The organism is Streptomyces sp. NPDC046870, from assembly GCF_040704595.1.
GTDB classification, from domain to species: Bacteria; Actinomycetota; Actinomycetes; order Streptomycetales; family Streptomycetaceae; genus Streptomyces; species Streptomyces argyrophylli.
In genome coordinates this window covers 287468-314189 of record NZ_JBEYXM010000002.1, presented here as the reverse complement: position 1 = coordinate 314189, position 26722 = coordinate 287468, and the positions used below count along the sequence as shown (strand labels likewise).

Below are 26722 nucleotides of genomic sequence, written 5' to 3'. Positions count from 1 at the left end.
AGGTCCCCCCGCCGTAACCCGCGTAGATCTAGTCTGAGATCGAACTACCGGCAAGCGGAGGGAGCGCACATGCCTACCGGCAATCCCGAGGGGAAGAAGCAGCCGCCGGACGAGCAGCGGCTCGGACCGGTCCTCCGACGGCGGGGCCAGGTGACGGCCAGCACCACCGACCAGCGGCTGCTGGACGAGCGCGCCCCCACGGACTGGGTCCACACCGACCCCTGGCGGGTCCTGCGGATCCAGTCGGAGTTCATCGAGGGCTTCGGCACGCTCGCCGAACTCCCGCCCGCCATCAGCGTGTTCGGCTCGGCGCGGACCCCGGTGGACTCGCCCGAGTACGACGCGGGCGTGCGGCTCGGCCGGGGGCTGGTGCAGGCCGGCTGGGCGGTCATCACGGGCGGTGGCCCGGGAGCGATGGAGGCGGCCAACAAGGGGGCGTGCGAGGCGGGCGGCGTCTCGGTCGGCCTCGGAATCGAACTTCCCTTCGAGCAGGGGCTCAACCCCTATGTCGACATCGGCCTGAACTTCCGCTACTTCTTCGTCCGCAAGATGATGTTCGTGAAGTACGCGCAGGGCTTCGTGGTGCTCCCCGGCGGCCTCGGCACCCTCGACGAGCTCTTCGAGGCGCTGACCCTGGTCCAGACCCAGAAGGTCACCCAGTTCCCGATCGTTTTGTTCGGCAGCGCGTACTGGGGCGGCCTGGTGGACTGGCTGAAGAACACGCTGGTGGCCCAGGGCAAGGCGTCGGAGAAGGACCTCCTGCTGTTCCACGTGACGGACGACGTGGACGAGGCGGTGTCCCTGGTGTCCAAGGAGGCGGCCCGCTAGGCGTCCCCACCGGGGGGCCGAGGGGGATGTCCGCCCGTCTCGGCCCCCCGGCCGGTCAGGCCAGGCCCCGGCGCGCCACGGCGGGGACCCGGTGGCCGGCGATGGACGCCACCATCTCCAGCACCTGCCGGGTCTCGGCCACCTCGTGCACCCGGTACACCTGCGCTCCCAGCCACGCGGAGACGGCGGTCGTCGCCAGCGTACCGATCAGCCGTTCCTTCACCGGCCGGTCCAGCGTCTCCCCGACGAAGTCCTTGTTGGACAGCGACACCAGCACCGGCCATCCCGTGGCCACCATCTCGTCCAGCCGCCGCGTCGCCTCCAGGCTGTGCCGCGTGTTCTTCCCGAAGTCGTGCCCGGGATCGATCAGCACCGACTCGCGCGGCACACCGAGCGCGACCGCCCGCTCGGCCAGCCCCACGGTCACGTCCAGGATGTCGGCCACGACGTCGTCGTACGTCACCCGGTGCGGACGCGTACGCGGCTGCGCCCCGCCGGCGTGCGTGCACACCAGCCCCACCCCGTAGCGGGCCGCGACCTCCGCGAGGCCCGGGTCGACCCCGCCCCACGCGTCGTTCAGCAGATCCGCGCCGGCCTCGCACACGGCCTCGCCGACCTCGGCCCGCCAGGTGTCCACGCTGATGACCACGTCGGGGAAGCGCCGCCGCACCTCAGCGACGAAACCCACCGTCCGGCGCGCCTCCTCCTGGGCCGTGACCTCTTCGCCGGGCCCGGCCTTGACCCCGCCGATGTCGATGATCGCGGCACCCTCGGCCACCGCCTGCTCCACACGTGCGAGGGCCGGCTCGTCGCGGAAGGTGGCTCCCCGGTCGTAGAAGGAGTCCGGCGTCCGGTTCACGATCGCCATGATCACCGGCTCGTGCGGCCCGAATTCCCGCCTGCCCAGCCTGAGCATCCGCTGTGACCTCTCCTAGTACGTTCCGCAGTGCGGCCGCCTGCGACCCTAACTGTCAGACTCGCATGGCACGATCGGACCCTGACAGTTTCGGCTTCCGGCACAGCGTCCGGTAACGAGCGTGGGGACCCTTAGGCGATGGTGATGTTCTTGTTCCTGGTCGTCGCGCTGGCCGTCGTGGTCGCCGCGGTGACCCTGGCCGTGGTGGGCGGCGGGGAGAGCGCCCCGCTGCCCGAGGCGGCGCCCGAGCGGCTCCAGGACCCCCTCCCCGCGGACCGTCCGGTGGGCCGCGCGGACGTGGAGGGCCTGCGCTTCCCCCTCGCCCCGCGCGGCTACCGCATGGCCGACGTCGACGACGCGCTCGGCCGGCTCGCCGCGGAACTGGCGGAGCGGGACGCCCGCATCGCCGACCTGGAGTCCGCGCTGGCCGGCGCGAGAGCCGCGGCGGCGCACGCGCGCCCCGCACAGCCGGACCGGAGCGAGGGGCCGGAGGAGCAGCGATGACCACCGGAGCGGCCGTTCCCGGGCCGGACGGCGCCCTGCGCTGCCCGTGGGCCCTGTCCACCGTCGACTACGTGGCGTACCACGACGAGGAGTGGGGCCGCCCGGTCCACGGCGACGACGCCCTGTTCGAGCGGCTCAGTCTGGAGGCCTTCCAGTCGGGCCTGTCCTGGATCACCATCCTGCGCCGCCGCCCGGGCTTCCGGGCGGCCTTCGCCGGCTTCCGCGTCGAGAAGGTCGCCGCCTTCACCGAGACCGACCGCGACCGCCTGCTCGCCGACCCCGGCATCATCCGCAACCGGGCCAAGATCGACGCCACCCTCGCCAACGCCCGCGTCCTCGCCGACTGGTCCACGGGCGAGCTGGACGAGCTGATCTGGTCCCACGCCCCCGACCCGGCCACCCGCCCGGCCCCGAAGACCCTCGCGGACGTCCCGGCGGTGACCGCGGAGTCGACGGCCCTCTCCAAGGCCCTGAAGAAGCGGGGGCTCAGATTCGTGGGCCCGACGACGGCGTACGCGCTGATGCAGGCGTGCGGCCTGGTCGACGACCACCTGGAGACGTGCGTGGCCAGGAGCGCCCGCTGAGCCAGGGTCTTCCGTTCGGATCAGGCCGGATCAGGGAGCGGGGGCCCGCGAGTCCGGCATGATCCGAACGAGAGGCCCTAGCGGCCCAGGTACTTCGGCTTCTCCTTGTTCACGAACGCCTGGACGGCGATGGCGTGATCCTCGGAGCGCCCCGCCCGGGTCTGGAGCTCGTCCTCCTTCTCCAGCGTCTCGGCGAGGGAGTGCGTCAGCCCGAAGGCCACCGCCTCCTTGATCGCCGCGTACGCCACCGTCGGCCCCGAGGCCAGCGCCCGCGCCACCTCCCCGGCCTCCGCGCGCAGCTCGGCCGAGGGCACGACCCGGTTGGCGATCCCCAGCTCCAGCGCGTCCTGCGCGCCGATGCTGCGCGGGAAGAGCAGCAGGTCGGCGGCGCGGCTCGGGCCGACCACCCGGGGCAGCGTCCAGGAGATCCCGGAGTCGGCGGTGAGGGCCACACCGGCGAACGAGGTGTTGAAGGAGGCGCTGTCGGCCACCAGCCGGTAGTCCGCGGCGAGCGCGAAGCCGAACCCGGCCCCCGCCGCCACACCGTTCACCGCCGCGACCACCGGCTTCGGCGCCCCGGCGAGCGCCCGCACGATCGGGTTGTAGTGCTCCCTGACCGTGGTCATCGTCTGCCCGGACCCGGTCTCCCGGTCACTGGCCAGCAGCCCGATGTGCTCCTTGAGGTCCTGGCCCACGCAGAACGCCCGGTCCCCGGCGGCGGTCAGCAGGATCGCCCGCACGGCCGTGTCGCCGGCCGCCGATTCCGCCGCCTCCCGGAGGGCGACCTTGGTCGCGATGTTCAGCGCGTTCATCGCCTCGGGGCGGTTCAGCGTGATCGTCGCGAGTCCGTCGCCCACCTCGTAGAGCACGGTGTCGGCCATGGCGCATCCCCTCTGCTTCGCGGCTGGTGACGTACCGCTCAGTACGTCCGTCTGTGAGGACAGCATGGCGGAGATCGCCGTCCATGGGCCGGACCGGTCGTGTGACCTGCGTCAAAGAAAACCGGAGTGGAATCCGTCGGCGGATCGCCGTGCGGGGGCGCAGTATCGCAGCCACATCGCCGAATTGGGTGGTTTTGCTCGCGCGCGTTGCCCAAGCGATGCCGACTGATGTTGGTCATCGGGTCCTGCGATGCGGGATAATGGCCTGGAAGCAATGTGTTCGATGCCGGTGTCGCGTGTCCGTTCCGGATGGCGGGTGCCCCGTGGGGTCGTCGGCAGACGATGAGCTGGTTTCAGGAAGGGGAACGAGCATGGCGGCCATGAAGCCGCGGACGGGTGATGGCCCGCTCGAGGTGACCAAGGAGGGGCGGGGCATCGTCATGCGCGTTCCGCTCGAAGGCGGCGGTCGACTCGTCGTCGAGCTGACCCCTGACGAGGCCGAGGCGCTCGGCGACGCCCTGAAGAAGGTCGTCGTCTGACGCCCCAGCGACCAGTCCTTCCGGCTGCCCCGGCATCGTACGCGGTGCCGGGGCAGCCGCGTTTCCGCACCCCCCGCCGCGGCCTCAGCGCTTGACGGCGCACAGCAGGCCGTCGCCCACGGGCAGCAGCGAGGGGACCAGTTCCTGGCTCTCCCGTACGGTGCGCAGCAGCTCGCGCAGCCGCAGCACCTCGGTGGGCTGCGGCCCGGAGTCGACCGTACGGCCGTTGGCGAACACGCCCTCGAACACCACCAGGCCGCCCGGCCGCAGCAGACGCAACGATTCAGCGAGGTAGTCGGGGTACTCCAGGCGGTCCCCGTCGCAGAAGACGAGGTCGTAGCCGGCGTCCGCGAGACGCGGGAGCACGTCCAGCGCGGGACCGGGGATGAACCGGGCCCGGTTGCTGGCGAAGCCGCAGACGCGGAAGGCCTGCCGGGCGAACTGCTGGTGCTCCGGCTCCGGGTCCACCGTGGTGAGCACCCCGTCCGGCCGCATCCCGTGCAGCAGATGGATGCCGGACACCCCGCAGCCCGTGCCGATCTCCGCGACCGCCTTCGCGTCCACGGAGGCGGCGAGCAGTCGCAGCGCGGCGCCCGTGCTGGGCGACACCGAGCGCAGCCCTGCCTCGCGGGCCCGGTCGCGGGCCCAGCGCAGCGCTTCGTCCTCGGCGACAAAGGCGTCGGCGAACGCCCAGCTCGTCTGCCGGTTGCCGGTAATGACCCTCTCCTGTCCCCGTGGTTGCCTGGGCGTGACTGTATCCGTTGGCGCCGGGAACCCGCAGATGGGACCGGGCGTTTAGAAGGATGAGCCGGTGACCGGGGACGCGACGGGGGGCGAGGGTGGAGCAGGACGCCGAGCAACTGCTGACGCAGCCGCACGAGCCGTGCCAGCGTGTATCAAATTCTCGTAAAACCGCTTATCCGGAGCTAACGGGCGAGGTGGCTATGGTAGGGGCTCCACTGGACACCACCAGAGCCGACAGGGGAGGTGCGGCCGCGCCCGGGGATCGGGGTGGAGTGCTGCGGCGCTTCCTCGGGTCGGCGGGCAGGCCGAAATCCGTGACCGACACCGCTGCCGACAGCCACGCCGCCGGCCTCGCCACGGGCGAGACCCAGACCGCGACCTTCGCCACCGACGCGGACGCTCAGGCGTGGACTCCGCCCGCGTGGGAGGAGATCGTCAGCACACACAGCGGCCGGGTCTACCGGCTCGCCTACCGCCTGACGGGCAACCAGCACGACGCCGAGGACCTCACCCAGGAGGTCTTCGTCCGTGTCTTCCGCTCCCTGTCGACCTACTCGCCGGGCACCTTCGAGGGCTGGCTGCACCGCATCACCACCAACCTCTTCCTGGACATGGTCCGGCGCAAGCAGCGCATCCGCTTCGACGCCCTCGGCGAGGACGCGGCGGACCGCCTGGCCAGCCGGGAGCCCACCCCGCAGCAGCTCTTCAACGACGCCCACTTCGACGCCGACGTCCAGCAGGCCCTCGACACCCTCGCGCCCGAGTTCCGCGCCGCCGTCGTCCTGTGCGACATCGAGGGCCTGTCGTACGAGGAGATCGCCGCGACCCTCGGCGTGAAGCTCGGCACGGTCCGCTCCCGCATCCACCGCGGCCGCTCCCAGCTCCGCAAGGCCCTCGCGCACCGCTCACCGGAGGCCCGCGCGGCCGAGCGGCGCTCGTTCCTGACCCCCCGTGTCCCCGCTCTGGGGGGAGGGGGCGCGACCGCGTGAGTGGATCTCGGCCGAAACCTGTCGAGGAGGCGCGCCTCGCAGAGCAGCACCTGGGAGACCGGCTCTCCGCCCTCGTGGACGGAGAGCTCGGTCATGAGACGCGTGAGCGCGTCCTCGCGCACCTGGCGACCTGCGCCCGGTGCAAGGCGGAGGCGGACGCCCAGCGCGCGCTGAAGAACGTGTTCGCGGAGGCGGCCCCGCCCCCGCCCTCGGCGAGCTTCCTGGCCCGCCTCCAGGGCCTTCCCGGGGGAGGTGACCCGGACGGCGGCGGCACGCCGTCACCCGGGGGCGGACTCCTCGGCGACGGCCCCACGGCCGGACCGCCCGACGGCCCCGGGCCGTTCGGAGTGAGCCGCGGCGAGCGCCTCCCGTTCGGCTACGTCCCCGCCCGCGCCCCCGGCTTCCTCCCGGCCCGCGCGGACCGGGTCGCCGCGCCCGAGGACCGCGGCTTCCGCATCCACCCCGTCGGCCGCACCGACGACGGCCGCTCCGCCTGGCGCGGACTGCGGTTCGCGTTCGCCGCCGCCGGCGCGGTGTCGCTGGCCGCGGTCGCTCTGGGCGGCGTGACCACCTCCCTCCCCGGCGACCTGACCACGGACGCCCGCGGCGGCACCGGTACCGGCAGCAACGTGACCCCGGCCCGCCCGGCCGGCACCGGCGCGGGCGGAGGCGCGGCCACACCGGACAGCCAGCGCCGGCGCCAGGTCGGGCCGCTGCTCGGCCAGGCCGGCACCCTGCTCGCGCCGGCCCCGGCCACCCTGTCCGCGCCGCTGCTCCCCGGCGGGCCGGCCCCGGCCGCGGGACAGGACCGGACGGAGCCGGTCCGCCCCGTCACCGCGCCGATGCTGGCCGGTGTGGCGGCCGTCTCCCCGCTGATACGCAAACTCGACGAGACCGTGGCCCTGCCGCTCGCCGACTGGTCCACCGCCCCCGGAGTCACCGGCTCCGGGCTGCTGTCCGCCCCCGTCCCCGACACCACCCCCGCTCCCTCCGCCCCCGCTCCCGCCGTGCCCCACCAGTCGCCCTGACCGGCCACTGCGCCCCGGCCCGCGAACCTGGTTGAATCCTGTGAGACCGCTCCCGCGGCGATGACCCGGGGGTGGTGGACGACGTTGCATGGCCGCGGCAGCGCGCGGTCGCGGCCCAGCCGTGGGGAGAGCATGAACGAGGGGAACCGTGTCCCGCCGGTGAACGGACCGGAGGGAGCGGCGGGGCCGGCACCGGCCGACCGGACCGGGGCGCCCGGGGATGCCGTACCGGAAGCCACCGGGTCCGACGGCGACTTCGAACTGGCCAGGCCGGCACGGCCGCCGGCGGGCGCGGACGGAGGGGAGCCCCACGGCACCGGCACGGAGGGCGCCATCGGGGGCGGTCCCGGCGCAGGAAGCGGGCCGGCCCCCGCCGAGCGGCCCAGGCCGCTGCACGACCCCGACCCCTACGGCACCCCGCCGTACGGCCAGCCCGGCCCCTGGGCGCCCGCACCGCCGGTGCAGCATCCGGCGGCGACCCCGGCGCACGGAACGGCCGTGTCCGCGCCCACGGCTCCACCGCCCGCCGCGCCCGCGCCGCACCTGACCGGCCCCGCACCGGCCCCGGCCGCCCACGCACCGGCGCCCGTCGCCCCGGCCCCTCCTGGCCCCGCCCCCCAGGGGACCGACCCCTGGAGCCGGTACGACCCCTGGGCCGCCGGTTCCGCCAAGGAGCAGGCGCTGGCCCGGGGGCCGCTCCAGCAGACCGGCGAGGCCGTGCCGACGGAGCAGCGGCGCAAGAGGAGCGCGCGGCGCCTCCTGTTCGCGTGGACCCTGGTCGTCGCCCTGTTCTCCGCGGGCGTCGGCGGAGTCGCCGGCGCCTATGTCCAGCGCGAGGGGCTGGGCGGCGGCGTACGGCTGCCGCAGGCCGGGAGCGTGCCGGCCGGCCGGGCGCCGGACAGCGTGGCCGGGATCGCGGCCCGCGCCCTGCCCAGCGTGGTCACGCTGCACGTCCGAGGGGCCGACGAGGCGGGCACCGGCACCGGCTTCGTGCTCGACGCCGAGGGGCACATCCTCACCAACAACCACGTGGTCGAGCCCGCCGGGACGGGCGGCGAGATATCCGTGACGTTCAGCAGCGGCGACACCGTCAAGGCCAGGGTCGTCGGCCGGGACAGCGGCTACGACCTCGCCGTGGTCCAGGTGCACGGCGTCCACGGGCTCACCCCGCTGCCCCTCGGCAACTCCGACGGCGTCCAGGTCGGCGACCCGGTCGTCGCCATCGGCGCCCCCTTCGACCTCGCCAACACGGTCACCTCGGGCATCATCAGCGCCAAGGAGCGGCCGATCACCGCCGGCGGGGAGAAGAGCGACGGCAGCGATGTGTCGTACGTCGACGCGCTGCAGACCGACGCCCCCATCAACCCCGGCAACTCCGGCGGTCCGCTGCTCGACTCCCGGGCCCAGGTCATCGGCATCAACTCCGCCATCCGCTCCGCCGGCAGCGGTTCCGAGGCCGAGGGCGGCCAGGCCGGGTCCATCGGCCTCGGCTTCGCCATACCCGTCAACCAGGCCAAGCGTGTCGCCGAGGAACTGATCGACCACGGCCGCGCCACGCACCCGGTGATCGGCGTCACCCTCGACATGGGCTACACCGGCGACGGCGCCCGTGTCGGCAGCAAGAGCGCGAACGGCGGTCCCGCCGTCACCCGGGGCGGTCCCGGCGAGCGGGCCGGGCTCAAGGCGGGCGACGTCATCACCGGGGTCGGCGGTGAGCGCGTCCACACCGGTGAGGAGCTGATCGTCAAGATCCGTGCCCACCGGCCGGGGGACCGGCTGCGGCTGACGGTCGAGCGTGACGGCACCGAGCGGGAGGTGTCACTCGTGCTGGGCGCGTCGGAGCAGAACTGACAGAAGTCTCACCTCGGGACGGTACCGGTCGGACAGGAACGCCGGGTACCGTTGAGCGACCGAGGACATCGCAAGGAGCGTCAGGTGTTCAATGACATAGGACCACTGGAGCTGGTGACGATCATCGTGCTCGCCGTGCTCGTCTTCGGTCCGGACAAGCTCCCGAAGGTCATCCAGGACGTGATGCGCACGATCCGGAAGATCCGCGAGTTCTCGGAGAGCGCCAAGCACGACATCCGAGCGGAACTGGGTCCCGAGTTCAAGGACTTCGAGTTCGAGGATCTGAACCCCAAGACGTTCATCCGCAAGCACCTGGACAACGACGAGCTGGGGCTCAAGGAGATCCGCAACGGCTTCGACCTGAAGAAGGAGATGGCGGAGGTCACGGACGCGGTCCACGGCCGCGACGGTTCGTCCGCCTCGCCCTCGTCCTCCTCGTCGTCCTCCGGTGGGCGCGTGGACATGACCAAGAAGCCCGAGACGCCCGGGGACGACGAGCGCCCGCCCTTCGACGCGGACGCCACGTAGACGCGTCCCACCTGGGCTCCCGCCCGCCGACACGCGCACGTCCGCACGCCGCGCACGTGACGCGTTTCATAGCGCACGCCCGTCGTTCACGACCCTGAACAGGCCGTACGCGCGACCCACCGCCCAGCGCCTGCCCTGCTGTCTTCGGCGGTGTGGATATGCTGCCGAGTTGTTGTGCGGACCGTGCGCGTACGCCCGAATGGGGGGCGGGCCACCGCGGTCCGACGAGAGCGAGGAGGCGTCCGGGCAGATGGAGACGACGAGTCGGGTGGGCGCGCAGGTGCCGGCCGCGGAGGGCGGACAGCAACTCCCCTCCGGCCGGCGTACGGTCGACGGCTACCTGCGGGCGCCCTTCCCGTGGTACGGGCTCGACGAGGCGTTCACGGGGCCGCGCTGGCTGATGCAGGTCGGCACGGCCGCCGACGGCGCCGTCGAGCACGGCTCGATCGGGCACGGCGACGAGCCCTCGGTGCGGGGCGAGACCGGCTCCGCCGGTGAGCCCCGGGAGAAGTTCGCGGTCGTGGTCACCGTCGCCGCCCAGCCGTCCCGGCGGAGCGCCGACGGCACGGGGCTGCTGGAGGCCACATCGGTGTCCTCGGCGGCGTGGCTGGCCGGGGTGGGGCTGCTGTCGTTCACCTGGCCCGGGCAGATGGACCACAGTCTGCGGGACGACTGGCTGGACCAGCAGACGGAGACGGCGTGGGCCCTGGCCGACGACCTCCAGGGCCCGGAGTGGTCCCGGCTCTCCCTGCCCGTCGACGGGGTGTCCGCCTCGTTCCACTACCGGGAGTCCGAGTACGGCTGGGTACTGGCCGGCACCACGGAGGCGGGGGTCCACCTGGGCGCGTACGGCCGGGGGATGAGCGCGTACGGCCTCGGCTTCTCGGTGATCAAGGACATCGCGGCCTACGCCTGACGGGCCGGGCCCGGGCGTGCCGCCGCCCGGGCCGGTCCGTGCGTTCAGCGGGTCAGGCTCTTGAAGATCGTCACGATGGCCACGAGCTGGGCCAGGATCCAGGTGACCCCCACGGACAGGCCGCGTAGCTGGTGGATGGAGAGCAGCAGGGCGAAACCGCTGGGCCAGTACTTGCGCTCCCTCTGGAACGTCGCCAGGTCCATCCAGACGCTGGTGAGCGTCAGGATGACGAGGAGGAGCGCGGCGTACAGCAGGAGCTGGCGCGGGTCCGTGTCCATGAGGTGGATGAGCGCGGCGGCCAGCACCGCCGGAAAGCCGTAGGCGGCCGTGAGGAGCCAGGCGCGCCCCTGGCTGCGGTGTCCGGGCAGCAGACGCCACAGCGCCCCCAGCGTGAAGCCGGCGACGGCCCACCCCAGCTGGTAGAGGACCAGGTCCGCGGCGAACTCCGGAAGGCCGATCGGGGAGTGCAGGGCCTGCTGGCGCGCGTAGGAGTCCTGTGCCTCGTAGTAGACGAGCAGCGCGGTGGCGGGCGTCCCGAACCAGAACGCCAGACGCGCCGCGCGGACCGCGTTGGACCACCAGTGTCCTTCCGGTCCCCAGGCCAGCGCGATGTCCAGCACCGAGATCTGCTCCGGTGGGTCGTCGCCTTCGTAGGCGGTGACCACCCACTGGTGCAGCCGGTTCAGTTTCTCTTCGAGCTGCTCGCAGGTCACCTGGCCGGCGTGCCCCTGGTCCAGCAGGTGCATCTGGTGGTTCGCGTTGCGGTACTGCCGGGCCTTCTCCAGCAGTTCGCTCCTGTCCCGCTCGCCGCTCAGCCGCACCCTGCGGAAGCGCTCTCCCATCCGGCTCAGCACGGACCACCGCCGCCCGAGGGCGAGAAGGGCGTACAGGGCGAGGATGTTCAGTCCCAGCCACAGGCCGTACAGCGCGCCGGCGCCCGCGAACCTCGCGGCCCGGACGCCGACGAAGAAGGCGAACAGCGAGACGGTCAGCAGGAGATCCGGCTTGCTCGGCCCCAGCGGGAACCGCTCCAGTCCCTGGCGGCCGGGTGCCCCGGACGCTCCGCTGCGGAAGCGCAGCAGAGCCAGCAGGGCGATTCCCGTCAGCACCCAGCTGTAGGCGAAGAGCCATCTCAGGTCGGTGTAGAAGAAGTTCGCGAACATCTGGCTCAGGGCCGCGTTGTGAGCAGCAGGGTCGGGTTGCTCGACGAGCCAGTTGACGCGTTTCCACCGTCGTTCGTTCACCCACCAGGCGCACACGAAGAGGGTGACGGCGACGGCGGCCAGCAGGCTTCCGACCACGGCCACGCACCGGACCGGGTCGTCGTCCCAGCACCTGGTCCAGCGTCGCCCGCGGAGCAGTCCTCCTTCGCGCACGAAGCGCCAGGCCCAGGCGGCCATCGCCGCCAGCCACAACCACACGGTCACCAGTCCCAGCAGGGCGAGCCCGGAGCGGCCGAAGGCGGTCGTCGTCCTCGCCCCCAGACCCGCGGGCAGTCCGAAGACGTCGTGGGCCAGGATCACCAGCAGGCCGGTGGCCGCCACCGCACCCGTGGTCGTCATGACGGCGCGTGCCTGACGACGCCGGCTGTCCGCCGTCCGGGCCGGCGCCTGCGGTCCGGCGCCGGCCGGGGTCCGTGCCGCGCCCGGGCTCCACGGGCGGGCGGCGAAGACCAGCGCCACGCCCGCGGGGATGCACAGTAGGGCGTGCGACCGGGGGGAGAAGCGGTCCTGCGGGACGAACAGGAGCAGTGCCAGAGCGACCCCCGCGCTCAGACCGGCCCATTCCAGCAGTGTGCGCGTGAAACTGACGTCCTGTCCGGAGCCCGTGTCCGAGGCGTGTGCCGTGGACCGCTGGGCCTCCTCGTCCGGTACCGGCCGCCGTGCCGCTCCGGGCCCGGTCGCTCCCTCGGCGGGCTCGGCGCGCAGAGCGGCCACGGCGATCAGGATCGAGGCGCACACCCACCACGAGGCGATGCCCGCGGTGGCCCAGAGCGACTGGCCGAGCTTCATCGGCAGCAGGCGCTGCCAGGGCGGATCGACCTCCACCTGGACCTCTTCGGGCAGCTTGTTCTTCCACACCAGATGGTTCCCGGTGGACAACGACGCGTGTTCCACGAGGTCGTTGAAGTTGAGGCCGTCCAGATCGACCTCGATCCGCTCCCACCGGACGGTCTGGAGCGTCGGCGGCCACAGGTAGATCATCCAGGTCCTCCCCGTGGGGATGACCTGCCATGGCCCCACGAGGACGGGATTCTCCGAGGTGATCCAGTTGTAGGCGACGTAGTGCACCGTGACCGCGGCGTCGGTGGCGGTCACCACCGGGTGGTGGGGGCGCCATTCGCTCCGGTCCCCGGGGGCCTCGTCCCCGAGCAGCAGGCACCGCATCGCCTGGCGGTACTGCGGGGACTTCTCACCGAACGTCAGATGCCTGGCGTGCGGCCACTGTCGGGGCACCCGTACCGTCATGTCGGACGTGAGCCGGGGGGCCGAGCGCTTGTGCTGCTCCAGCCGCAGGGTGGCGCTGACGGTGCTTCCGCCGAGGCCGTCCGACATGCAGTCGGTACCGGCATCGCGCTGCCGTGCCTGGGCCGGACCGCACCCCCCGGCCCAGGCCACCAGCACCAGGAGTGGCAGCAGCAGTCGCCACCACCGAGTCATCGCCATAGGGCCGCCACCTCTCCCTGTCCCGGCGAATGTAGACAAAGCGTTGTACATGTCATGCTCGGACACACGGCGCAGTGCCGTCGCCCACCTGCTTGGGCGTGCCGGTGGCATTTGCGGGGGCTGGTCGGGCGTCCGACAATGGAAGCCCGGTGACCGTCAGTCGATTGACGGAGGACCCATGACCGACACCGAAACGGGCGTCCCGCGCACTCCGCTTCCCCGGTTCGAGGAGGCAGAAGGACTGGGGCCCCAGGACGCCGAGTTCGTCGAGGATCTGGTGGCGGTGCTGGCCAAGCACGGGAATCTGGACCGGTTCGGCCTCTGCCTGCTGCACGACCACTTCCCGCTCCGCGCCGGTGAAGTGCTGGTGGAGACGAACGACCCCGTGGCCCGCACACTGCACGCCCACGTCGAGAACGCGGACGGGACACGGCACGCCAAAGCGTCGCAGTGGCGGTTCGTGCCGCATGCCGGCCAGGAGCCGGGCGACGCCGGGTCCGCGGGCGGCTCCTTCCAGGAGATCATGCTGTGCACCACGCTCGACCTCTGCCCCGGGCGCGCGAACGACCACGACGGCCGTTGAGGACGCCGGGTACGCCCAGGGCGCCGGGCACGGCGAAGGGGCGCCGTCCGTGCGGACGACGCCCCTTCGGCGTGGCAGACCCAGGGTCCTTCGTTCGGATCAGGCCGGATCAGGGCGCGGTGCCAGGGCCCGCGGGCCCGGCGTGATCCAAACGAGAGGCCCTAGAACTTGTTCTTCGGCGTGATCCCCAGCGCCAGCCCCGCCAGGCCCCGCTGCCGTCCGCCCAGCTTGCCGGCGATCGCGCGCAGCGCGGAGCCCGCCGGGGAGTCCGGGTCGGTCAGGACGACCGGCTTGCCCTCGTCGCCGCCCTCGCGGAGGCGGACGTCGATCGGGATGCTGCCGAGGACGGGAACGGACGCGCCCGTGGTGCGGGTGAGGCCGTCGGCGACCAGCTGGCCGCCGCCCGTGCCGAAGACGTCGACCATCTCGCCGCAGTGCGGGCAGGGCAGGCCGGACATGTTCTCGACCACGCCGACGATCTTCTGGTGGGTCTGCACGGCGATGGAACCGGCCCGCTCGGCCACCTCGGCCGCCGCCTGCTGCGGGGTCGTCACGACCAGGATCTCGGCGTTCGGGACCAGCTGGGCGACGGAGATCGCGATGTCACCGGTGCCGGGCGGCAGGTCCAGCAGCAGGACGTCCAGGTCGCCCCAGTAGACGTCCGCCAGGAACTGCTGCAGGGCGCGGTGCAGCATCGGGCCGCGCCAGACGACCGGGGCGTTGCCCGGGGTGAACATGCCGATGGAGATGACCTTCACGCCGTTCGCGGACGGCGGCATGATCATGTTCTCGACCTGGGTGGGCCGGCCGTCGGCGCCCAGCATGCGCGGCACGCTGTGGCCGTAGATGTCGGCGTCCACGACGCCGACCTTCAGGCCGTCGGCCGCCATCGCCGCCGCCAGGTTCACCGTCACCGAGGACTTGCCGACGCCGCCCTTGCCGGACGCGACCGCGTAGACCCGGGTGAGGCTGCCCGGCTTGGCGAAGGGGACCTCGCGCTCGGCCTGGCCGCCGCGCAGGGCCGTCGCCAGCTCCTTGCGCTGCTCGTCGCTCATCACGTCCAGGGTGACGTCGACGCGGGTGACGCCCTCGACCCGGGAGACCGCCTCGGTGACGCGCTGCGTGATGGTGTCGCGCATCGGGCAGCCGGACACCGTCAGGTACACGGTGACCGCGACCGCTCCGTCCGCGCCGATCTCCACCGATTTGACCATCCCGAGTTCGGTGATCGGGCGGTTGATCTCGGGGTCGTTCACCGTCGCCAGTGCCTCGCGCACCGCGTCTTCCGTAGCCATAAGGACGATGGTACGGCGCACCGGGGGGCGTCCGGGATGCCCCTCAGCGGTCGTCTGTGTCACGTCCCGGCGGCCGTTCCGCCCGTTCCGCCGGGAATACGACGTGACCTGGGTGCCCGTCGTGGCGGCGGCGCTCCTCCAGCTCCTTGACCAGGTCCTGGAGCTCCGAGCGGATCCAGTCGCGGGTGGCCACCTCGCCCAGGCCCGTGCGCAGGGCGGCGACCTCCCGGGTCAGGTACTCGGTGTCGGCGATGGACCGCTCGTTCTGCTTGCGGTCCTGCTCCAGGTTGACCCGGTCCCGGTCGTCCTGCCTGTTCTGCGCGAGCAGGATCAGCGGGGCCGCGTAGGACGCCTGGAGGGACAGCATCAGGGTCAGGAAGATGAACGGGTACTCGTCGAAGCGCAGGTGGCGGGGGGCGGCGACGTTCCACACCACCCACACGATGATGACGACGGTCATCCAGACGATGAAGCGTCCGGTGCCCAGGAAGCGGGCGATCTTCTCCGACAGCCGGCCGAAGGCCTCCGGGTCCCACTCGGGCAGGATCCGGCGGCGTGGCGTGCGCGGCTGGTCCAGCCGGGTGGTCCGGGGCCGCCCGGCGGCCGTGGCGCCCGCCGGATGACGCTCGCGGGTCGCGGTCTCGCGCTCAGGAGCCATGCGTGGGCGCCTCCTCTCCCTGCTCGAGGTGGAACTCGGTCTCCCGCCAGTCGTCGGGCAGCATGTGGTCCAGTACGTCGTCCACGGTCACCGCGCCGAGCAGCGACCCGGACTCGTCCACCACGGGCGCCGCCACCATGTCGTACGTGGCGAAGAACCCGGCGATGACCGGCAGGGCCGCGTCCGGGGACAGCGGCTGCAGATCGTCGTCCACGAGCGAGCTGACCAGGGTGTACGGCGGGTCGCGCAGCAGCCGCTGGAAGTGGACGGTGCCCAGGTACTTGCCGGTCGGGGTCTCGTCGGGCGGGCGGCAGACGTAGACCTGGGCGGCGAGGGCGGGGGACAGGTCCGGGTTGCGGACCCGGGCGAGCGCGTCGGCGACGGTCGCGTCGGGCCGCAGCACGATCGGCTCCGTCGTCATCAGACCGCCGGCCGTGTGCTCCTCGTACGACATCAGGCGTCGCATGTCGGCCGCGTCGGCGGGCTGCATCAGGCTCAGCAGCCGCTCCTTGTCCGCCTCGGGCAGTTCGGCGAGCAGGTCGGCCGCGTCGTCCGGGTCCATGGCCTCCAGCACGTCCGCCGCGCGCTCCTCCTTGAGCTTGCCGAGGATCTCGATCTGGTCGTCCTCCGGCAGCTCCTCCAGCACGTCGGCGAGCCGGTCGTCGTCCAGGGCGGCGGCGACCTCGGCCCGCCGCTTCGCGGAGAGGTGGTGCAGGACGTTGGCGAGGTCGGCGGGGCGCAGCTGCTCGAAGGTGGCGAGCAGGCTCTCGGCGCCCTGTCCGTGCTCCTCCAGCGAGAACCCGGTGACGGCCGACCACTCGGCGGTCAGCGTCTCCCCCTTCGCCCGGCGGAAGGCGCCGCCCTTCCTGCCCTTGCGCAGGAAGACGCGGTCGACCTCCCAGTCCCGGCGGGCGGGCAGCTGCTGCACGGACACGTCGAGGACGGTGACCTCCTCGCCGGTCTCCACCAGCGTCACGCGCCGGTCCAGCAGTTCGCCGAAGACCAGCCGCTCGGTGGGCCGCTGCTCGAACCGGCGGACGTTGACCACGCCGGTGGTGATGACCTGGCCGGACTCGATGCCGGTGACCCGGGTCATGGGCAGGAAGATACGGCGCCGGGTGGACAGCTCGACGACCAGCCCGAGGACGCGCGGGGGCCGTCGCCCGACGCGCAGCATGACGACCAGATCGCGGACGCGACCCACCTGGTCGCCGGTCGGATCGAAGACGGGGACCCCGGCGAGGTGCGAGACGAAGATCCGGGGGGCGCCGGCTGCCATGGCTCTGCTTCCTTTGCCTGGGAGTCGCTGGGAATTGCCTGGGAGTCGCTGAGGACTGCTGTGGGTGGAATTTGCTCGGATTTGCCCGCGCGGGTGCGCTTCAGGCTAGCCCGTACCGCTCGGATACGCCCTGGTGGGGGGTCCGGACGGACTGGCTCCGCCGGGCGGGCGGGGCACCGGTACGCTGCGGTACGCCGCTCAGGAACCGTCAGAAAGGCGATCCCACCCGTGACTGCGATGCCCCGGGGCCGTGCCCGCCGGACCGCGCTGCTGACCGCGACCTGCGCCCTGGCGGTGGCGGGAGCGATGGTGCTGTCGGGGTGCGGCGGCGACGACCCGGACGCGGGCACCAACGGGGTGGGCAAGCTGCCCGCCGACAGGATCCAGGCGAAGACGCGGGCGGCGGCGGAGTCGGCGTCGGCCGTGCGGCTGGCCGGGACCGTGGTGACCAGCGGCCGTACGTACCGGCTGGACATGCGGCTCAAGGACGCCGGCGGGACCGGCTCGGTGACCTCGCAGGGGGCGACCTTCAAGCTGCTGCGGATCGGCGGGGAGCTGTACCTCAAGGCCGACGCGGACTTCTGGAACCACGCCGACGGCAGCGACGGCGCCGCGGGCAAGCTGGACGGCAAGTACGTGAAGGTGCCGCAGGGGGATCCCTCGTACAAGAAGTTCAGCGGTTTCACGGACAAGGACGTCCTCCTCGACGGTCTCCTCACGCTGCACGGCACGTTGGCGACGGACGGCCACCACACCGACGGGACGGGTACCCGCACGATCCGCATCACCGGCGACAAGGGCGCCGGCGGCACGCTGGACGTGTCCCTCGAGGGCACGCCCTACCCGCTGCGCCTGGTCCGCGCCGGCGACGCGGGGACGCTCCGCTTCTCCGACTGGGGCAGGAACTTCAGCGTCGAGGAACCGGCCAGGTCGGAGACCGTGGACTACGGCAGGCAGCTGCCGGCGTCGTAGGGGAGCGGTGGGGCCGTAGGACGGTTGCCGCGGGGGCCGCCGGTCACTTGCCCTTGCGGCGTCTGAGCAACAGTTTCGGCAGGCCTGCCGGCACCGGTCCGCGGGTGGTCGCCGGCGTCGTGACCGGGCGCTGCGCCAGGTTGCCGTCCGGCAGCGGGGCCACCGGCCCGGTCGGCGCCAGGCGGAGCACCCGGCACTCGCGGGCCCAGCGGGCCGGCATCCGCTCGCCGTCGGGGGCGTTCAGCCGCTTGCCCTTCAGCTCGGCGACGGCCGCCTCCCACTCCGGCGAACCGGACGCGAGCTCGGACACGGCCGCCGTGAACGTCACCAGCCGGCCGCCCTTGTCCTTGCTGCGCACGCTCACCTCGGCGGAGCCCCCGTCGGCGAGCCCCTCCAGCGGCTGCTCGCCCGGCCCGTCACCGACCACGCACACCGCGCCCTCGTGCCACACGTGCCACAGCGCCCGCGCGGCCGGAGCCCCGGCGCCCCTGACCCAGATCAGGCCGGACTTCTTCGCGGCCTCCTCGATGAGGGCCCGGTCGAGCAGCTCGCTTGTCATGCGCCCCAGCCTAACCAGGCCGTACCGGCCCGCTCACAGCCAGCCGTTGCGCTTCAGCGTGCGGTGGATGCCCACACACAGCGCGGCCGTGATGCCCATGATCACCGGGTAGCCGTACCTCCAGTGCAGCTCGGGCATGTACTGGAAGTTCATGCCGTACACCCCGCAGACCATCGTCGGCACGGCGATGATGGCCGCCCACGCGGTGATCTTGCGCATGTCCTCGTTCTGCGCGACGGAGGCCTGCGCGAGGTTGGCCTGGAGGATGGAGTTCAGCAGTTCGTCGAAGCCCAGCACCTGCTCCTGGACCCGGGCGAGGTGGTCGGCGACGTCCCGGAAGTACTTCTGGATGTCCGGGTCGATCAGCCGCATCGGCCGCTCGCTCAGCAGCTGCATCGGCCGCAGCAGCGGCGCCACCGCCCGCTTGAACTCCAGCACCTCGCGCTTGAGTTGGTAGATCCGCGCGGAGTCCACACCGCGCGAGACCCCGCCCCGGCGGCCGGGTGAGAACACCTCGGTCTCCACCTCGTCGATGTCGTCCTGGACGGCGTCGGCGACCGCGATGTAGCCGTCCACGACGTGGTCGGCGATGGCGTGCAGCACGGCCGAGGGGCCCTTGGCGAGCAGCTCCGGGTCGTCCTGGAGGCGGTGCCGCAGGGCCCGCAGCGATCCCTGGCCGCCGTGCCGGACGGTGATGAAGAAGTCCCGGCCGGTGAAGCACATCACCTCGCCGGTCTCCACGACCTCGCTGTTGGCGGTGAGCCGGTCGTGTTCGACGTAGTGGATGGTCTTGAACACGGTGAACAGCGAGTCGTCGTACCGCTCCAGCTTCGGCCTCTGGTGGGCCTGCACCGCGTCCTCGACGGCCAGCGGGTGCAGTCCGAACTCGCTCGCGATACCGGCGAACTCCGCCTCGGTCGGCTCGTGCAGCCCGATCCAGACGAAGCCGCCGTCGCGGCGCACCAGCCGCATGGCCTCCTGCGGGCTGAGCGGCCCCGGGCTCTGCACACGGGCGCCGTCGCGGTAGACGGCGCAGTCGACGACGGCCGAGGGCGAACCGGGAACGCGGGTGGCGTCGTACGACGTGCTCGTGTCCTTGCGCAGCGAGACACGGGACGACGGGCGGACCGCGGCGCGCAGGTCACGGATCATCGACATGGGCAGGCTCCTTCGCGGGCGGGCAGCGAGGGCACGCGGCGACGGATGGAACTACCCGGAATGGGGACGTCCTGAGTGCGTGTGTTTGGCACGTCCACAAAGCGGGGAGCACCGCACCGTCACGGTGGCGACTTCGCTGCTGACGCAGAACTGATTCAGGTCAGACAGATCAGGCAAAGCGAAACGAAGTGCTCTTCCGAACGACGGAGCGCAAGGGAAGGCGGCGGCCAGCCGGTAACTACATCAGCAGCCGGAAGAGCGAGTGGTACTGCACGGTCGACTTCGATCCATGACAGCCCCACCTCCTCCGGCCGGTCCCTCGTAAGGGAGTCCCATCGGCGTCGGGACCCGACGGCACGCTTCGGCGTGCTGGCCCCGAACCACCGGCTCAGAGTACCAGCCGCCCGTACTGTCAAGGCGCCGCTTTGCCCGCTGCTGACGAGTTCTATGCTCGGCGCATGGCTGATGTTCTTCCTCTGGTCGAGGCCCGGTTGACCACCGCGCTGGGCGCGCCGGACGCGCGCGCCGCGGTCACCTTCCTCGGCACGGACCGCATCGAGGTGCTCCGCTTCCAGGAGGGGGACGTCGTCCGTTACGCCACCCTCGGCATGTCCCAGCACCCCATGGCGGACCCCACGGCGATGCTCGCCGACCCGGTCAAGGGCCCACGTGCCGAACTGGTCCTGTCGGTGCGCGCGGGCCTCGCCGACACCGGCAAGGTGCTCCGCCCGCTCGCCGTGCTCGCCGCGACTCCGCAGGTGGAGGGGCTGGTGGTGACGCCGGGCGCCTCGCTGGACGTGGGCGAGCCGCTGTGGCCCGGCGCCCCCTTCACCTCCGTGCTGGTGGGCGAGCCCGGTGGGCTGGTGGAGGACCTGGAGCTGGACGCCCCGATGGACCCGGTGCGGTTCCTGCCGCTGCTGCCGATGACCCCGAACGAGGCCGCCTGGAAGCGGGTGCACGGTGCCCAGGCCCTCCAGGAGCGCTGGCTCGGACACGGCACGGACCTGCGGGACCCCGCCCGCAGATCCGTTCCGCTGGACTGAACCGGCACCGGCCGCGCGTGACCGATCTCACCAACACAAGGCCGGATCCGGTCAGTTGGCGAAGACGCCGACCCCGTCCTCGGTGGCGTGCCGCGGCTCCAGCTCCTCCGCCTCGTGCGTGAGGGCCCCGCGCCGGACGACGACCACGAGCGCGCCCAGCACCGCCGTGACGGCCGCGACCACGAACGGGACGTGGATGTCGGTCCACTCCTCGATCTTCGGCGCGAAGTAGGGCGCCGCCGCGGCGGCGAACCAGCGGACGAAGTTGTAGCCCGCGCTCGCCACCGGGCGCGGCGCGTCCGACACCCCGAGGGCCAGCTCGGTGTAGACCGTGTTGTTCACGCCGATGAAGGCACCGGACAGGATCGTGCAGACGACGGCCGCGGTGTGACCGCCGTAGCCGAGCACGAGGACGTCCGCCGCGAGCAGCACCAGCGAGCCGCCGAGCACCTTCAGCGAGCCGAACCGGGCCTGCATGCGCGGGGCGACGATCACCGAGAAGACGGCGAGCAGCACACCCCAGGCGAAGAAGACCGCGCCCGAGCGGTACGGGGTCATGTTCAGCACGAACGGCGTGAAGGCCAGCACCGTGAAGAACGTGTAGTTGTAGAAGAAGGCCGAGACCGCCGCCGAGGCCAGGCCGCCGTGGCCGAGCGCCTTGAGGGGGTCGAGGACCGAGGTCTTCCGGGCCGGCTTCGGCTGCTCCTTCAGGAACGCCGTGATGCACAGGAAGCCGATCGCCATCAGCGTGGCCGTGCCGAAGAACGGGTAGCGCCAGCTCACGTTGCCGAGGACCGCGCCGAGCAGCGGGCCGCAGGCCATGCCGAGGCCGAGCGCGGACTCGTAGAGCAGGATCGCGGCCGCGCTGCCCCCGGCCGCCGCGCCGACGATCACCGCGAGGGCGGTCGAGACGAAGAGGGCGTTGCCGAGCCCCCAGCCGGCCCGGAACCCGACGAGCTGGCCGACCGAGCCGGAGGTGCCGGCCAGGCCGGCGAAGACGACCACGAAGGCGAGGCCGAGCAGCAGGGTCTTGCGGCCGCCGACGCGGCTGGAGACGAAGCCGGTCAGCAGCATCGCCACGGCGGTGATCAGGAAGTACGAGGTGAAGAGCAGGGACACCTGGCTGGCGGTGGCGTGCAGGCCCTGCGCGATCGACGGCAGGATCGGGTCGACGAGACCGATGCCCATGAAGGCCACGACGGAGGCGCCGGCCGTGGCCCAGACCGCCTTGGGCTGTCGCAGGATGCCACCGGCTCCCGCGTCGAGGGGGTCCATGTGCTTCTCCCATCGTCACAGAGATAGTTGGGCTATGCACATAGTAAGTTAGGTCGGCTAATTAATGCAAGGCGCATCTATCCCGGTCGGTGAGGCATCCGGAGGGCTCTTCGGTCCGGACGGGTGATCGTCCTTGACGTGGGCGGGCAGGGGTAGGACCGTGGAGCCCTATGAGGGGCGAACCCAGTTGCCCGAGGTGTGGTGGCCGGGTCAGGGCTCCCGGACTCTTCGCCGATGCCTGGCAGTGCGACGTGCACGGCACGGTGTATCCGCTGCAGCCCGTGATCCCGCCCAGCGTCGAGGCGCTCAACGTCGTCGTGCACCGCACGCAGGTGCCGGTGTGGATGCCGTGGCCGCTGCCGGTCGGCTGGCTGTTCACGGGTGTGGCGTACGCCGGCGACGACCGCAGCGGCGGCCGGGCGACCGCGGTGGCCTGCTCCGGCCCCGGACCGCTCGGCGGGCCGGGCGAGCTGATCCTGATCGCCGAGGAGCTGGGCGTCGGCCTCGGCGCGCACTACGCGGGCATCGACGGCCCGGACCCGGGGTCGTACATGAACGTGGAGAAGCCGCCGGAGGCCAAGGTGCTGGCCGCCGGCCGTCCCACCCCGCTCTGGCACGTCTACCGCACCCCGGACGACCGCGCCGTCTTCGCCGGCGAGGCGCTCGGGATGTGGCTGTGGGCGGTCATGTGGCCCGAGCAGTCCGGTCTGCTCATGTACGACGAGCTGGTGCTGACCGACTTGCGGGAGGCGGGGGCGGAGCTGGACCTGGTGCCCTGCGGGGCGTTGTCGCCGCGCCTGCTTCGGCCGTGACGCCCGCGGGGGTGCCGAGTGCGCTCCGCGGGCGGCCGCGGGTGCGTCGTGGCTTGTCGCGCAGTTCCCCGCGCCCCTTCCGGGCGCTGGGGTAAAGGGTGCTCACCGGTTGCGGGGGTGACAGCGCGGTCGAAAACACCGTTATCCTTGGGTGTCCCCTTGCTTCCGCCGGTGTTCTGGAGTTGTCGTGCGCATTGACCTGCACTGTCACTCCACGGCTTCCGACGGTACGGACAGCCCGGCCGAGCTGGTGCGCAACGCCGCCGCCGCCGGCCTGGACGTCGTCGCGCTGACCGATCACGACACCACGCGGGGGTACGGCGAGGCGATCGGCGCGCTGCCCGAGGGCCTGACGCTGATCACCGGAGCCGAGCTGTCCTGCCGGGTCGACGGCGTCTCGATGCACCTGCTGGCCTACCTCTTCGACCCCGAGGAGCCCGCCCTGCTCGCCGAGCGCGAGCTGGTCCGCGACGACCGGGTGCCGCGGGCCAAGGGCATGGTCGCCAAGCTGAACGCGCTGGGCGTACCGGTGACCTGGGAACAGGTCGAGCGGATCGCCGCCGGAGGGTCGGTGGGGCGCCCGCACGTCGCCTCGGCGCTGGTCGAGCTGGGCGTCGTACCCACGGTGAGCGACGCCTTCACCGAGGAGTGGCTGGCCGACGGCGGGCGGGCCTTCGTGGAGAAGCACGAGACCGACCCCTTCGAGGCGATCCGGCTGGTCAAGGCCGCGGGCGGGGTCAGCGTGTTCGCGCACCCGGCCGCCGCCAAGCGCGGCCGCACCGTGCCGGAGTCCCGGATCGCGGAAATGGCCGAGGCCGGCCTGGACGGCATCGAGGTCGACCACATGGACCACGACGCCGACGCCCGGGACCGCCTGCGGGGCCTGGCGAAGGAGCTGGGGCTGCTGGTCACGGGCTCCTCGGACTACCACGGCAGCCGCAAGACCGTGGCGCTCGGCGCCTTCACGACCGACCCCGAGGTGTACGGGGAGATCACCCGGCGGGCGACGGGCGCGTTCCCGGTGCCGGGGACCGGCGGAGCCTGAGGCCCCGGGCCCGACCCGCCGCACCGCTTCACACCCGCGCTCCGTACTGCCTCATGCCCGCGGTCCGGACCGCCTCACGCCCCGTAGTTCCTCTTCCCGCAAGGCCTGTACTTCCCCCATGTTCGACATCGCCGTCTTCGGCTCGCTGTTCCTGACCCTCTTCGTCATCATGGATCCCCCCGGGATCACCCCGATCTTCCTCGCCCTGACCGCCGGGCGGCCGGCCAAGGTGCAGCGGAGGATGGCCTTCCAGGCCGTCTGCGTGGCGGGCGGGGTCATCGCCGTCTTCGGCGTCCTGGGCCACCAGATCCTGAACTACCTGCACGTGTCCGTGCCCGCCCTGATGATCGCGGGCGGACTGCTGCTCCTGCTGATCGCGCTGGACCTGCTGACGGGCAAGAACGACGAGCCCCAGCAGACCAAGGACGTCAACGTGGCGCTCGTACCGCTGGGCATGCCGCTGCTGGCGGGGCCCGGTGCGATCGTGTCCGTGATCCTGGCCGTGCAGAAGGCCGACAGCGTGTCGACACAGCTCTCGGTGTGGTCCGCGATCCTCGCGATCCACGTCGTGCTGTGGCTGGTGATGCGCTACTCGCTGCTGATCATCCGGGTCATCAAGGACGGCGGCGTCGTCCTCGTGACGCGGCTCGCGGGCATGATGCTCTCCGCGATCGCCGTGCAGCAGATCATCAACGGGGTCACTCAGGTGATCCGGGGGAGCTGAGCCGTCGGCGGCTCGGCTCCCCCGGAAAGCTTGAGTGACGGACGGGCCCGTGCGCGGGTCGCCCGTGTGCGGGTTACGAGGCCGGGGTCTCGGCCGGGCGGATCCACAGGCGCTGCCCTACGGCGGCGGCCTGCTGAACGATCCGGTTGACGGAGGCGGCGTCCACGACGGTGCTGTCCACGGCGGTGCCGTCGACCTCGTCGAGTCGCATGATCTCGAAGCGCATGGCTTCTCCCTTCGTCTGGTCATCCTCCTGCGGAGAACTACTTGGTGTGACCTCTGGTGTATCCAGCGTCGTACCTAGTCAACGCGCCGCTTGTTACAAACATTCCCTACGCTAAAGAAATTTTTCGAACAACTAATTACCGACCGGTAAGCGACTTGGCCGAAGCCGGGACGGGACCCACCGGGACCGGTTGTGTCCGCAGTGTGACCACCGGGACAATGGAGGCGATGAACGACGACCTGGCCGGCCTCGGTGCCCGTATCGACCGCACGAACGAGCTGCTGGAACGCATGCTCGCCGAGGTGGCCAAGACGCCCTCGACCCACGCGATCTTCGTCGACGCGGGCTACCTGTACGCGGCCGTCGGCCGGCTGGTCGCCGGGACCGAGGACCGGCGCGCCTTCGACCTGGACGCCGAGGGCCTGATCGACGCGCTCATCGACAAGGCGCGCACCATCTTCGCGGACAGCCGGCTGCTGCGCGTCTACTGGTACGACGGCGCCCGGCGCCGCATCCACACCGCCGAGCAGCAGGTCATCGCCGAACTGCCCGACGTCAAGGTCCGCCTCGGCAACCTCAACGCCAACAACCAGCAGAAGGGCGTCGACTCGCTGATCCGGACCGACCTGGAGTCACTGGCACGGCACCGCGCGATCAGCGACGCCGCCCTCCTCGGCGGCGACGAGGACCTGGTCTCGGCGGTCGAGGCGGCCCAGGGCTACGGCGCCCGCGTCCACCTCTGGGGCATCGAGGCGCCCGAAGGCCGCAACCAGGCCGAGCCGTTGCTCTGGGAGGTCGACAGCCAGCGCACCTTCGACCTGCAGTTCTTCAAGCCGTACGTCTCCCGGCGCACGGCCGCCGCGTTCGAGTCCGCCGGCGGGGCCCGCCCCAGCCGCGAGGACGTGCGCTTCGTCGGCGCCCAGATCGCGGCACGATGGCTCGCCTCCCGCGGCCGCGATGCGATGGTCGAGCTGTTCCCCGGCCACCCGTACCTGCCCGGCTCCGTCGACCAGGACCTGCTGGTCGAGGCCGAGGAACTGCTCCAGTACTCCCTGCGCGGCCAGGCGGACCTGCGACGGGCGCTCAGGGACGGGTTCTGGGAGCATCTGCAGTCCCAGTACTAGGTCCTGTCGTCCGCGGGACCCAGGCGTTCCTCTACCGGGCGATGCGCGGGGCGGTGTCGTCCCAGAAGTCGGCGAGCGCGCGGGCCGTCTCCAGCGGGCGGTCGGTGTTGGGGGAGTGCTCGGCGCCCTCGATCACCGTCCGGCGCGCCTCCAGCCGCACCGCCATGTCGTCGAGCAGCGGCAGCGGCCAGGTGTCGTCGCGCGCCCCCGACAGCACGTGGAACGGCAGCGGTACGGCCGCCAGTTCGGCGACGCGGTCCGGTTCGGTGCACAACTGGCGGCCCGTGGCGAGGAGTTGCGCCGACCTGGTGCCCAGCCAGCGGCGCCGCAGGTCGGCCCGGTCGTCCAGGCCCGCGTCGAGCGCCGGGGTCTCCGTCTCCTCCGGCGGCTCCATCGCCTGGATGGTCTCCCACACCTCCGCCATGCTCAGCACCGCCAGCGCGTCCCGGAGCAGCTTCACGCGCTCCTGCTGGTGCGCCGAGATCTGTGCCGGGCCCGAGGCCATCAGCGTGAACGACACGAAGGGGGTGTGGTCGAGCAGGACGGCCGCGCGCCCGATCTGGCCGCCGAGCGAGTGGCCCAGCAGATGCACCGGGCCGCCGATCGCCTCCGCCTGCGCGAGCACGTCCCGCGCCAACTCCTCCTGCGCGTAGGCGGCCTCGTCCGTCGCCGGTCCGTCCGACTCGAACTGCCCCCGCCCGTCCACGGCGACGGTCCGGTATCCGCGCTCGGCGAGCGGCACGTGCAGCGGATTGAAGTCCTCCTTGCTGCCGGTGAACCCCGGCAGCAGCAGCGCGACGCCCTTCGGCTCGACACCGACGGCCACGGGCGCGTCGACCACGGCGAACTCACCGCGCGCCGTCCGAAGTGAGTACGCGCGGGCGCCGGGGGGCGGGACGAAGGTGGGGGGCCTGCTCATGGGGAGAGGTTATCGGGAGGGGGCGGGGTCGGCTGATCGGAGCGGGCGGGTGGGGGACGAAGGGCGGCCCGGGGGG

The 26722-nt window shown here is 72.2% G+C and carries 28 protein-coding genes; 16 read left to right on the top strand and 12 right to left on the bottom strand.

Annotation, left to right across the window (positions count from 1 at the left end; translation table 11 throughout):
- Positions 1 to 69: 69 nt before the first annotated feature.
- Positions 70 to 828 carry a TIGR00730 family Rossman fold protein gene (locus AB0946_RS05885; protein WP_366759358.1) on the top strand — a complete coding sequence of 253 codons (759 nt, stop codon included), beginning with the start codon at positions 70 to 72 and terminating at the stop codon, positions 826 to 828.
- A 55-nt stretch (positions 829 to 883) separates the two neighbouring features.
- On the opposite strand, the gene folP is transcribed toward AB0946_RS05885, so the two are convergent.
- On the bottom strand, positions 884 to 1744 hold the full coding sequence (gene folP, locus AB0946_RS05880) for a dihydropteroate synthase (RefSeq protein ID WP_366752069.1): 861 nt from the start codon (positions 1742 to 1744) through the stop codon (positions 884 to 886).
- A 138-nt stretch (positions 1745 to 1882) separates the two neighbouring features.
- Between folP and AB0946_RS05875 the strand changes: the two genes are divergently transcribed.
- Positions 1883 to 2248 (top strand): DivIVA domain-containing protein, encoded by a 366-nt coding sequence (locus tag AB0946_RS05875; RefSeq protein ID WP_366759357.1) that lies wholly within the window; start codon positions 1883 to 1885, stop codon positions 2246 to 2248.
- A complete protein-coding gene (locus AB0946_RS05870; protein WP_366759356.1) occupies positions 2245 to 2832 on the top strand; it encodes a DNA-3-methyladenine glycosylase I in 588 nt (195 codons plus the stop codon). Before AB0946_RS05875 ends, AB0946_RS05870 begins: the two co-directional genes overlap by 4 nt.
- A gap of 77 nt (positions 2833 to 2909) precedes the next feature.
- Here AB0946_RS05870 and AB0946_RS05865 read toward each other — a convergent pair whose 3' ends face one another.
- Positions 2910 to 3713, bottom strand: a complete 804-nt coding sequence (locus tag AB0946_RS05865) for an enoyl-CoA hydratase-related protein (protein ID WP_366759355.1) — start codon at positions 3711 to 3713, stop codon at positions 2910 to 2912.
- Between the two features lie 371 nt (positions 3714 to 4084).
- Between AB0946_RS05865 and AB0946_RS05860 the strand changes: the two genes are divergently transcribed.
- A complete protein-coding gene (locus AB0946_RS05860) occupies positions 4085 to 4252 on the top strand; it encodes a DUF3117 domain-containing protein (protein WP_018544333.1) in 168 nt (55 codons plus the stop codon).
- 84 nt (positions 4253 to 4336) lie between these two features.
- Here the strand turns inward: AB0946_RS05860 and AB0946_RS05855 are convergent, their stop codons facing one another.
- Complete coding sequence (locus AB0946_RS05855) at positions 4337 to 5035, bottom strand: O-methyltransferase (RefSeq protein WP_308071244.1); 699 nt, start codon at positions 5033 to 5035, stop codon at positions 4337 to 4339.
- A gap of 233 nt (positions 5036 to 5268) precedes the next feature.
- Here AB0946_RS05855 and sigE point away from each other — a divergent pair, with 233 nt between their 5' ends.
- From sigE to AB0946_RS05830, 5 genes are all read left to right on the top strand, one after another.
- Positions 5269 to 5985, top strand: a complete 717-nt coding sequence (gene sigE, locus AB0946_RS05850; RefSeq protein ID WP_366752065.1) for an RNA polymerase sigma factor SigE — start codon at positions 5269 to 5271, stop codon at positions 5983 to 5985.
- Positions 5982 to 7013: a zf-HC2 domain-containing protein gene (locus AB0946_RS05845; RefSeq protein ID WP_366759354.1), complete on the top strand. Its 1032-nt coding sequence runs from the start codon at positions 5982 to 5984 to the stop codon at positions 7011 to 7013. Before sigE ends, AB0946_RS05845 begins: the two co-directional genes overlap by 4 nt.
- A 132-nt stretch (positions 7014 to 7145) precedes the next feature.
- Positions 7146 to 8864 carry a trypsin-like peptidase domain-containing protein gene (locus tag AB0946_RS05840; RefSeq protein WP_366759353.1) on the top strand — a complete coding sequence of 573 codons (1719 nt, stop codon included), beginning with the start codon at positions 7146 to 7148 and terminating at the stop codon, positions 8862 to 8864.
- Positions 8865 to 8948: 84 nt separating this feature from the next.
- The gene (locus AB0946_RS05835) at positions 8949 to 9392 is read left to right on the top strand and encodes a sec-independent translocase (RefSeq protein ID WP_366759352.1); all 444 of its coding nucleotides are present in this window, start codon (positions 8949 to 8951) and stop codon (positions 9390 to 9392) included.
- A 250-nt stretch (positions 9393 to 9642) separates the two neighbouring features.
- Entirely contained in the window at positions 9643 to 10308 is a 666-nt protein-coding gene (locus tag AB0946_RS05830) for a hypothetical protein (protein ID WP_366759351.1), read from the top strand.
- Between the two features lie 44 nt (positions 10309 to 10352).
- Here AB0946_RS05830 and AB0946_RS05825 read toward each other — a convergent pair whose 3' ends face one another.
- On the bottom strand, positions 10353 to 12974 hold the full coding sequence (locus AB0946_RS05825; protein WP_366759350.1) for a DUF6185 family protein: 2622 nt from the start codon (positions 12972 to 12974) through the stop codon (positions 10353 to 10355).
- Positions 12975 to 13152: 178 nt separating this feature from the next.
- Here AB0946_RS05825 and AB0946_RS05820 point away from each other — a divergent pair, with 178 nt between their 5' ends.
- Positions 13153 to 13557, top strand: a complete 405-nt coding sequence (locus AB0946_RS05820; protein ID WP_366759349.1) for a hypothetical protein — start codon at positions 13153 to 13155, stop codon at positions 13555 to 13557.
- A 161-nt stretch (positions 13558 to 13718) separates the two neighbouring features.
- Here AB0946_RS05820 and AB0946_RS05815 read toward each other — a convergent pair whose 3' ends face one another.
- From AB0946_RS05815 to AB0946_RS05805, 3 genes are read right to left on the bottom strand one after another with little or no spacing between them, the layout of a single operon-like run.
- The gene (locus AB0946_RS05815) at positions 13719 to 14852 is read right to left on the bottom strand and encodes an Mrp/NBP35 family ATP-binding protein (RefSeq protein ID WP_366759348.1); all 1134 of its coding nucleotides are present in this window, start codon (positions 14850 to 14852) and stop codon (positions 13719 to 13721) included.
- A gap of 43 nt (positions 14853 to 14895) precedes the next feature.
- Positions 14896 to 15510, bottom strand: coding sequence for a DUF1003 domain-containing protein (locus tag AB0946_RS05810; protein WP_366759347.1), 615 nt, complete (start codon positions 15508 to 15510; stop codon positions 14896 to 14898).
- Positions 15500 to 16789, bottom strand: coding sequence for a CBS domain-containing protein (locus AB0946_RS05805; protein ID WP_366759346.1), 1290 nt, complete (start codon positions 16787 to 16789; stop codon positions 15500 to 15502). The genes AB0946_RS05810 and AB0946_RS05805 overlap by 11 nt, the downstream gene beginning before the upstream one ends.
- A gap of 237 nt (positions 16790 to 17026) precedes the next feature.
- Between AB0946_RS05805 and AB0946_RS05800 the strand changes: the two genes are divergently transcribed.
- A complete protein-coding gene (locus tag AB0946_RS05800) occupies positions 17027 to 17761 on the top strand; it encodes a hypothetical protein (RefSeq protein WP_366759811.1) in 735 nt (244 codons plus the stop codon).
- Positions 17762 to 17804: 43 nt separating this feature from the next.
- Here AB0946_RS05800 and AB0946_RS05795 read toward each other — a convergent pair whose 3' ends face one another.
- A complete protein-coding gene (locus tag AB0946_RS05795) occupies positions 17805 to 18320 on the bottom strand; it encodes a hypothetical protein (protein WP_366759345.1) in 516 nt (171 codons plus the stop codon).
- A 33-nt stretch (positions 18321 to 18353) separates the two neighbouring features.
- Entirely contained in the window at positions 18354 to 19478 is a 1125-nt protein-coding gene (locus AB0946_RS05790; protein ID WP_366759344.1) for a magnesium and cobalt transport protein CorA, read from the bottom strand.
- A gap of 458 nt (positions 19479 to 19936) precedes the next feature.
- On the opposite strand from AB0946_RS05790, the gene AB0946_RS05785 reads away from it, so the two are divergent.
- Positions 19937 to 20521, top strand: a complete 585-nt coding sequence (locus AB0946_RS05785; protein ID WP_366759343.1) for a suppressor of fused domain protein — start codon at positions 19937 to 19939, stop codon at positions 20519 to 20521.
- A 51-nt stretch (positions 20522 to 20572) separates the two neighbouring features.
- On the opposite strand, the gene AB0946_RS05780 is transcribed toward AB0946_RS05785, so the two are convergent.
- Positions 20573 to 21796 (bottom strand): MFS transporter, encoded by a 1224-nt coding sequence (locus tag AB0946_RS05780; protein WP_366759342.1) that lies wholly within the window; start codon positions 21794 to 21796, stop codon positions 20573 to 20575.
- A gap of 170 nt (positions 21797 to 21966) precedes the next feature.
- Between AB0946_RS05780 and AB0946_RS05775 the strand changes: the two genes are divergently transcribed.
- The 3 genes from AB0946_RS05775 (at position 21967) to AB0946_RS05765 (ending at position 24377) form a co-directional block, all read left to right on the top strand.
- Positions 21967 to 22608 (top strand): DUF6758 family protein, encoded by a 642-nt coding sequence (locus tag AB0946_RS05775; RefSeq protein ID WP_041665487.1) that lies wholly within the window; start codon positions 21967 to 21969, stop codon positions 22606 to 22608.
- A gap of 187 nt (positions 22609 to 22795) precedes the next feature.
- The gene (locus tag AB0946_RS05770) at positions 22796 to 23653 is read left to right on the top strand and encodes a PHP domain-containing protein (protein WP_366759341.1); all 858 of its coding nucleotides are present in this window, start codon (positions 22796 to 22798) and stop codon (positions 23651 to 23653) included.
- 118 nt (positions 23654 to 23771) lie between these two features.
- Complete coding sequence (locus tag AB0946_RS05765) at positions 23772 to 24377, top strand: MarC family protein (RefSeq protein WP_366759340.1); 606 nt, start codon at positions 23772 to 23774, stop codon at positions 24375 to 24377.
- 73 nt (positions 24378 to 24450) lie between these two features.
- Here AB0946_RS05765 and AB0946_RS05760 read toward each other — a convergent pair whose 3' ends face one another.
- Complete coding sequence (locus AB0946_RS05760; protein WP_171153060.1) at positions 24451 to 24603, bottom strand: hypothetical protein; 153 nt, start codon at positions 24601 to 24603, stop codon at positions 24451 to 24453.
- 218 nt (positions 24604 to 24821) lie between these two features.
- Here AB0946_RS05760 and AB0946_RS05755 point away from each other — a divergent pair, with 218 nt between their 5' ends.
- Positions 24822 to 25727: an NYN domain-containing protein gene (locus tag AB0946_RS05755; protein ID WP_366759810.1), complete on the top strand. Its 906-nt coding sequence runs from the start codon at positions 24822 to 24824 to the stop codon at positions 25725 to 25727.
- A gap of 31 nt (positions 25728 to 25758) precedes the next feature.
- Here the strand turns inward: AB0946_RS05755 and AB0946_RS05750 are convergent, their stop codons facing one another.
- The gene (locus AB0946_RS05750; protein ID WP_366759339.1) at positions 25759 to 26646 is read right to left on the bottom strand and encodes an alpha/beta hydrolase; all 888 of its coding nucleotides are present in this window, start codon (positions 26644 to 26646) and stop codon (positions 25759 to 25761) included.
- Positions 26647 to 26722: the final 76 nt, after the last annotated feature.

Bases quoted from the DNA above. Each gene is read 5' to 3' on its own strand.
- AB0946_RS05885 (WP_366759358.1), top strand. From the start codon at position 70: ATGCCTACCGGCAATCCCGAGGGGAAGAAGCAGCCGCCGGACGAGCAG.
- folP (WP_366752069.1), bottom strand. From the start codon at position 1,744: ATGCTCAGGCTGGGCAGGCGGGAATTCGGGCCGCACGAGCCGGTGATC.
- AB0946_RS05875 (WP_366759357.1), top strand. From the start codon at position 1,883: ATGGTGATGTTCTTGTTCCTGGTCGTCGCGCTGGCCGTCGTGGTCGCC.
- AB0946_RS05870 (WP_366759356.1), top strand. From the start codon at position 2,245: ATGACCACCGGAGCGGCCGTTCCCGGGCCGGACGGCGCCCTGCGCTGC.
- AB0946_RS05865 (WP_366759355.1), bottom strand. From the start codon at position 3,713: ATGGCCGACACCGTGCTCTACGAGGTGGGCGACGGACTCGCGACGATC.
- AB0946_RS05860 (WP_018544333.1), top strand. From the start codon at position 4,085: ATGGCGGCCATGAAGCCGCGGACGGGTGATGGCCCGCTCGAGGTGACC.
- AB0946_RS05840 (WP_366759353.1), top strand. From the start codon at position 7,146: ATGAACGAGGGGAACCGTGTCCCGCCGGTGAACGGACCGGAGGGAGCG.
- AB0946_RS05830 (WP_366759351.1), top strand. From the start codon at position 9,643: ATGGAGACGACGAGTCGGGTGGGCGCGCAGGTGCCGGCCGCGGAGGGC.
- AB0946_RS05825 (WP_366759350.1), bottom strand. From the start codon at position 12,974: ATGGCGATGACTCGGTGGTGGCGACTGCTGCTGCCACTCCTGGTGCTG.
- AB0946_RS05820 (WP_366759349.1), top strand. From the start codon at position 13,153: ATGACCGACACCGAAACGGGCGTCCCGCGCACTCCGCTTCCCCGGTTC.
- AB0946_RS05815 (WP_366759348.1), bottom strand. From the start codon at position 14,852: ATGGCTACGGAAGACGCGGTGCGCGAGGCACTGGCGACGGTGAACGAC.
- AB0946_RS05810 (WP_366759347.1), bottom strand. From the start codon at position 15,510: ATGGCTCCTGAGCGCGAGACCGCGACCCGCGAGCGTCATCCGGCGGGC.
- AB0946_RS05805 (WP_366759346.1), bottom strand. From the start codon at position 16,789: ATGGCAGCCGGCGCCCCCCGGATCTTCGTCTCGCACCTCGCCGGGGTC.
- AB0946_RS05800 (WP_366759811.1), top strand. From the start codon at position 17,027: ATGCCCCGGGGCCGTGCCCGCCGGACCGCGCTGCTGACCGCGACCTGC.
- AB0946_RS05795 (WP_366759345.1), bottom strand. From the start codon at position 18,320: ATGACAAGCGAGCTGCTCGACCGGGCCCTCATCGAGGAGGCCGCGAAG.
- AB0946_RS05790 (WP_366759344.1), bottom strand. From the start codon at position 19,478: ATGTCGATGATCCGTGACCTGCGCGCCGCGGTCCGCCCGTCGTCCCGT.
- AB0946_RS05785 (WP_366759343.1), top strand. From the start codon at position 19,937: ATGGCTGATGTTCTTCCTCTGGTCGAGGCCCGGTTGACCACCGCGCTG.
- AB0946_RS05780 (WP_366759342.1), bottom strand. From the start codon at position 21,796: ATGGACCCCCTCGACGCGGGAGCCGGTGGCATCCTGCGACAGCCCAAG.
- AB0946_RS05775 (WP_041665487.1), top strand. From the start codon at position 21,967: ATGAGGGGCGAACCCAGTTGCCCGAGGTGTGGTGGCCGGGTCAGGGCT.
- AB0946_RS05765 (WP_366759340.1), top strand. From the start codon at position 23,772: ATGTTCGACATCGCCGTCTTCGGCTCGCTGTTCCTGACCCTCTTCGTC.
- AB0946_RS05760 (WP_171153060.1), bottom strand. From the start codon at position 24,603: ATGCGCTTCGAGATCATGCGACTCGACGAGGTCGACGGCACCGCCGTG.
- AB0946_RS05755 (WP_366759810.1), top strand. From the start codon at position 24,822: ATGGAGGCGATGAACGACGACCTGGCCGGCCTCGGTGCCCGTATCGAC.
- AB0946_RS05750 (WP_366759339.1), bottom strand. From the start codon at position 26,646: ATGAGCAGGCCCCCCACCTTCGTCCCGCCCCCCGGCGCCCGCGCGTAC.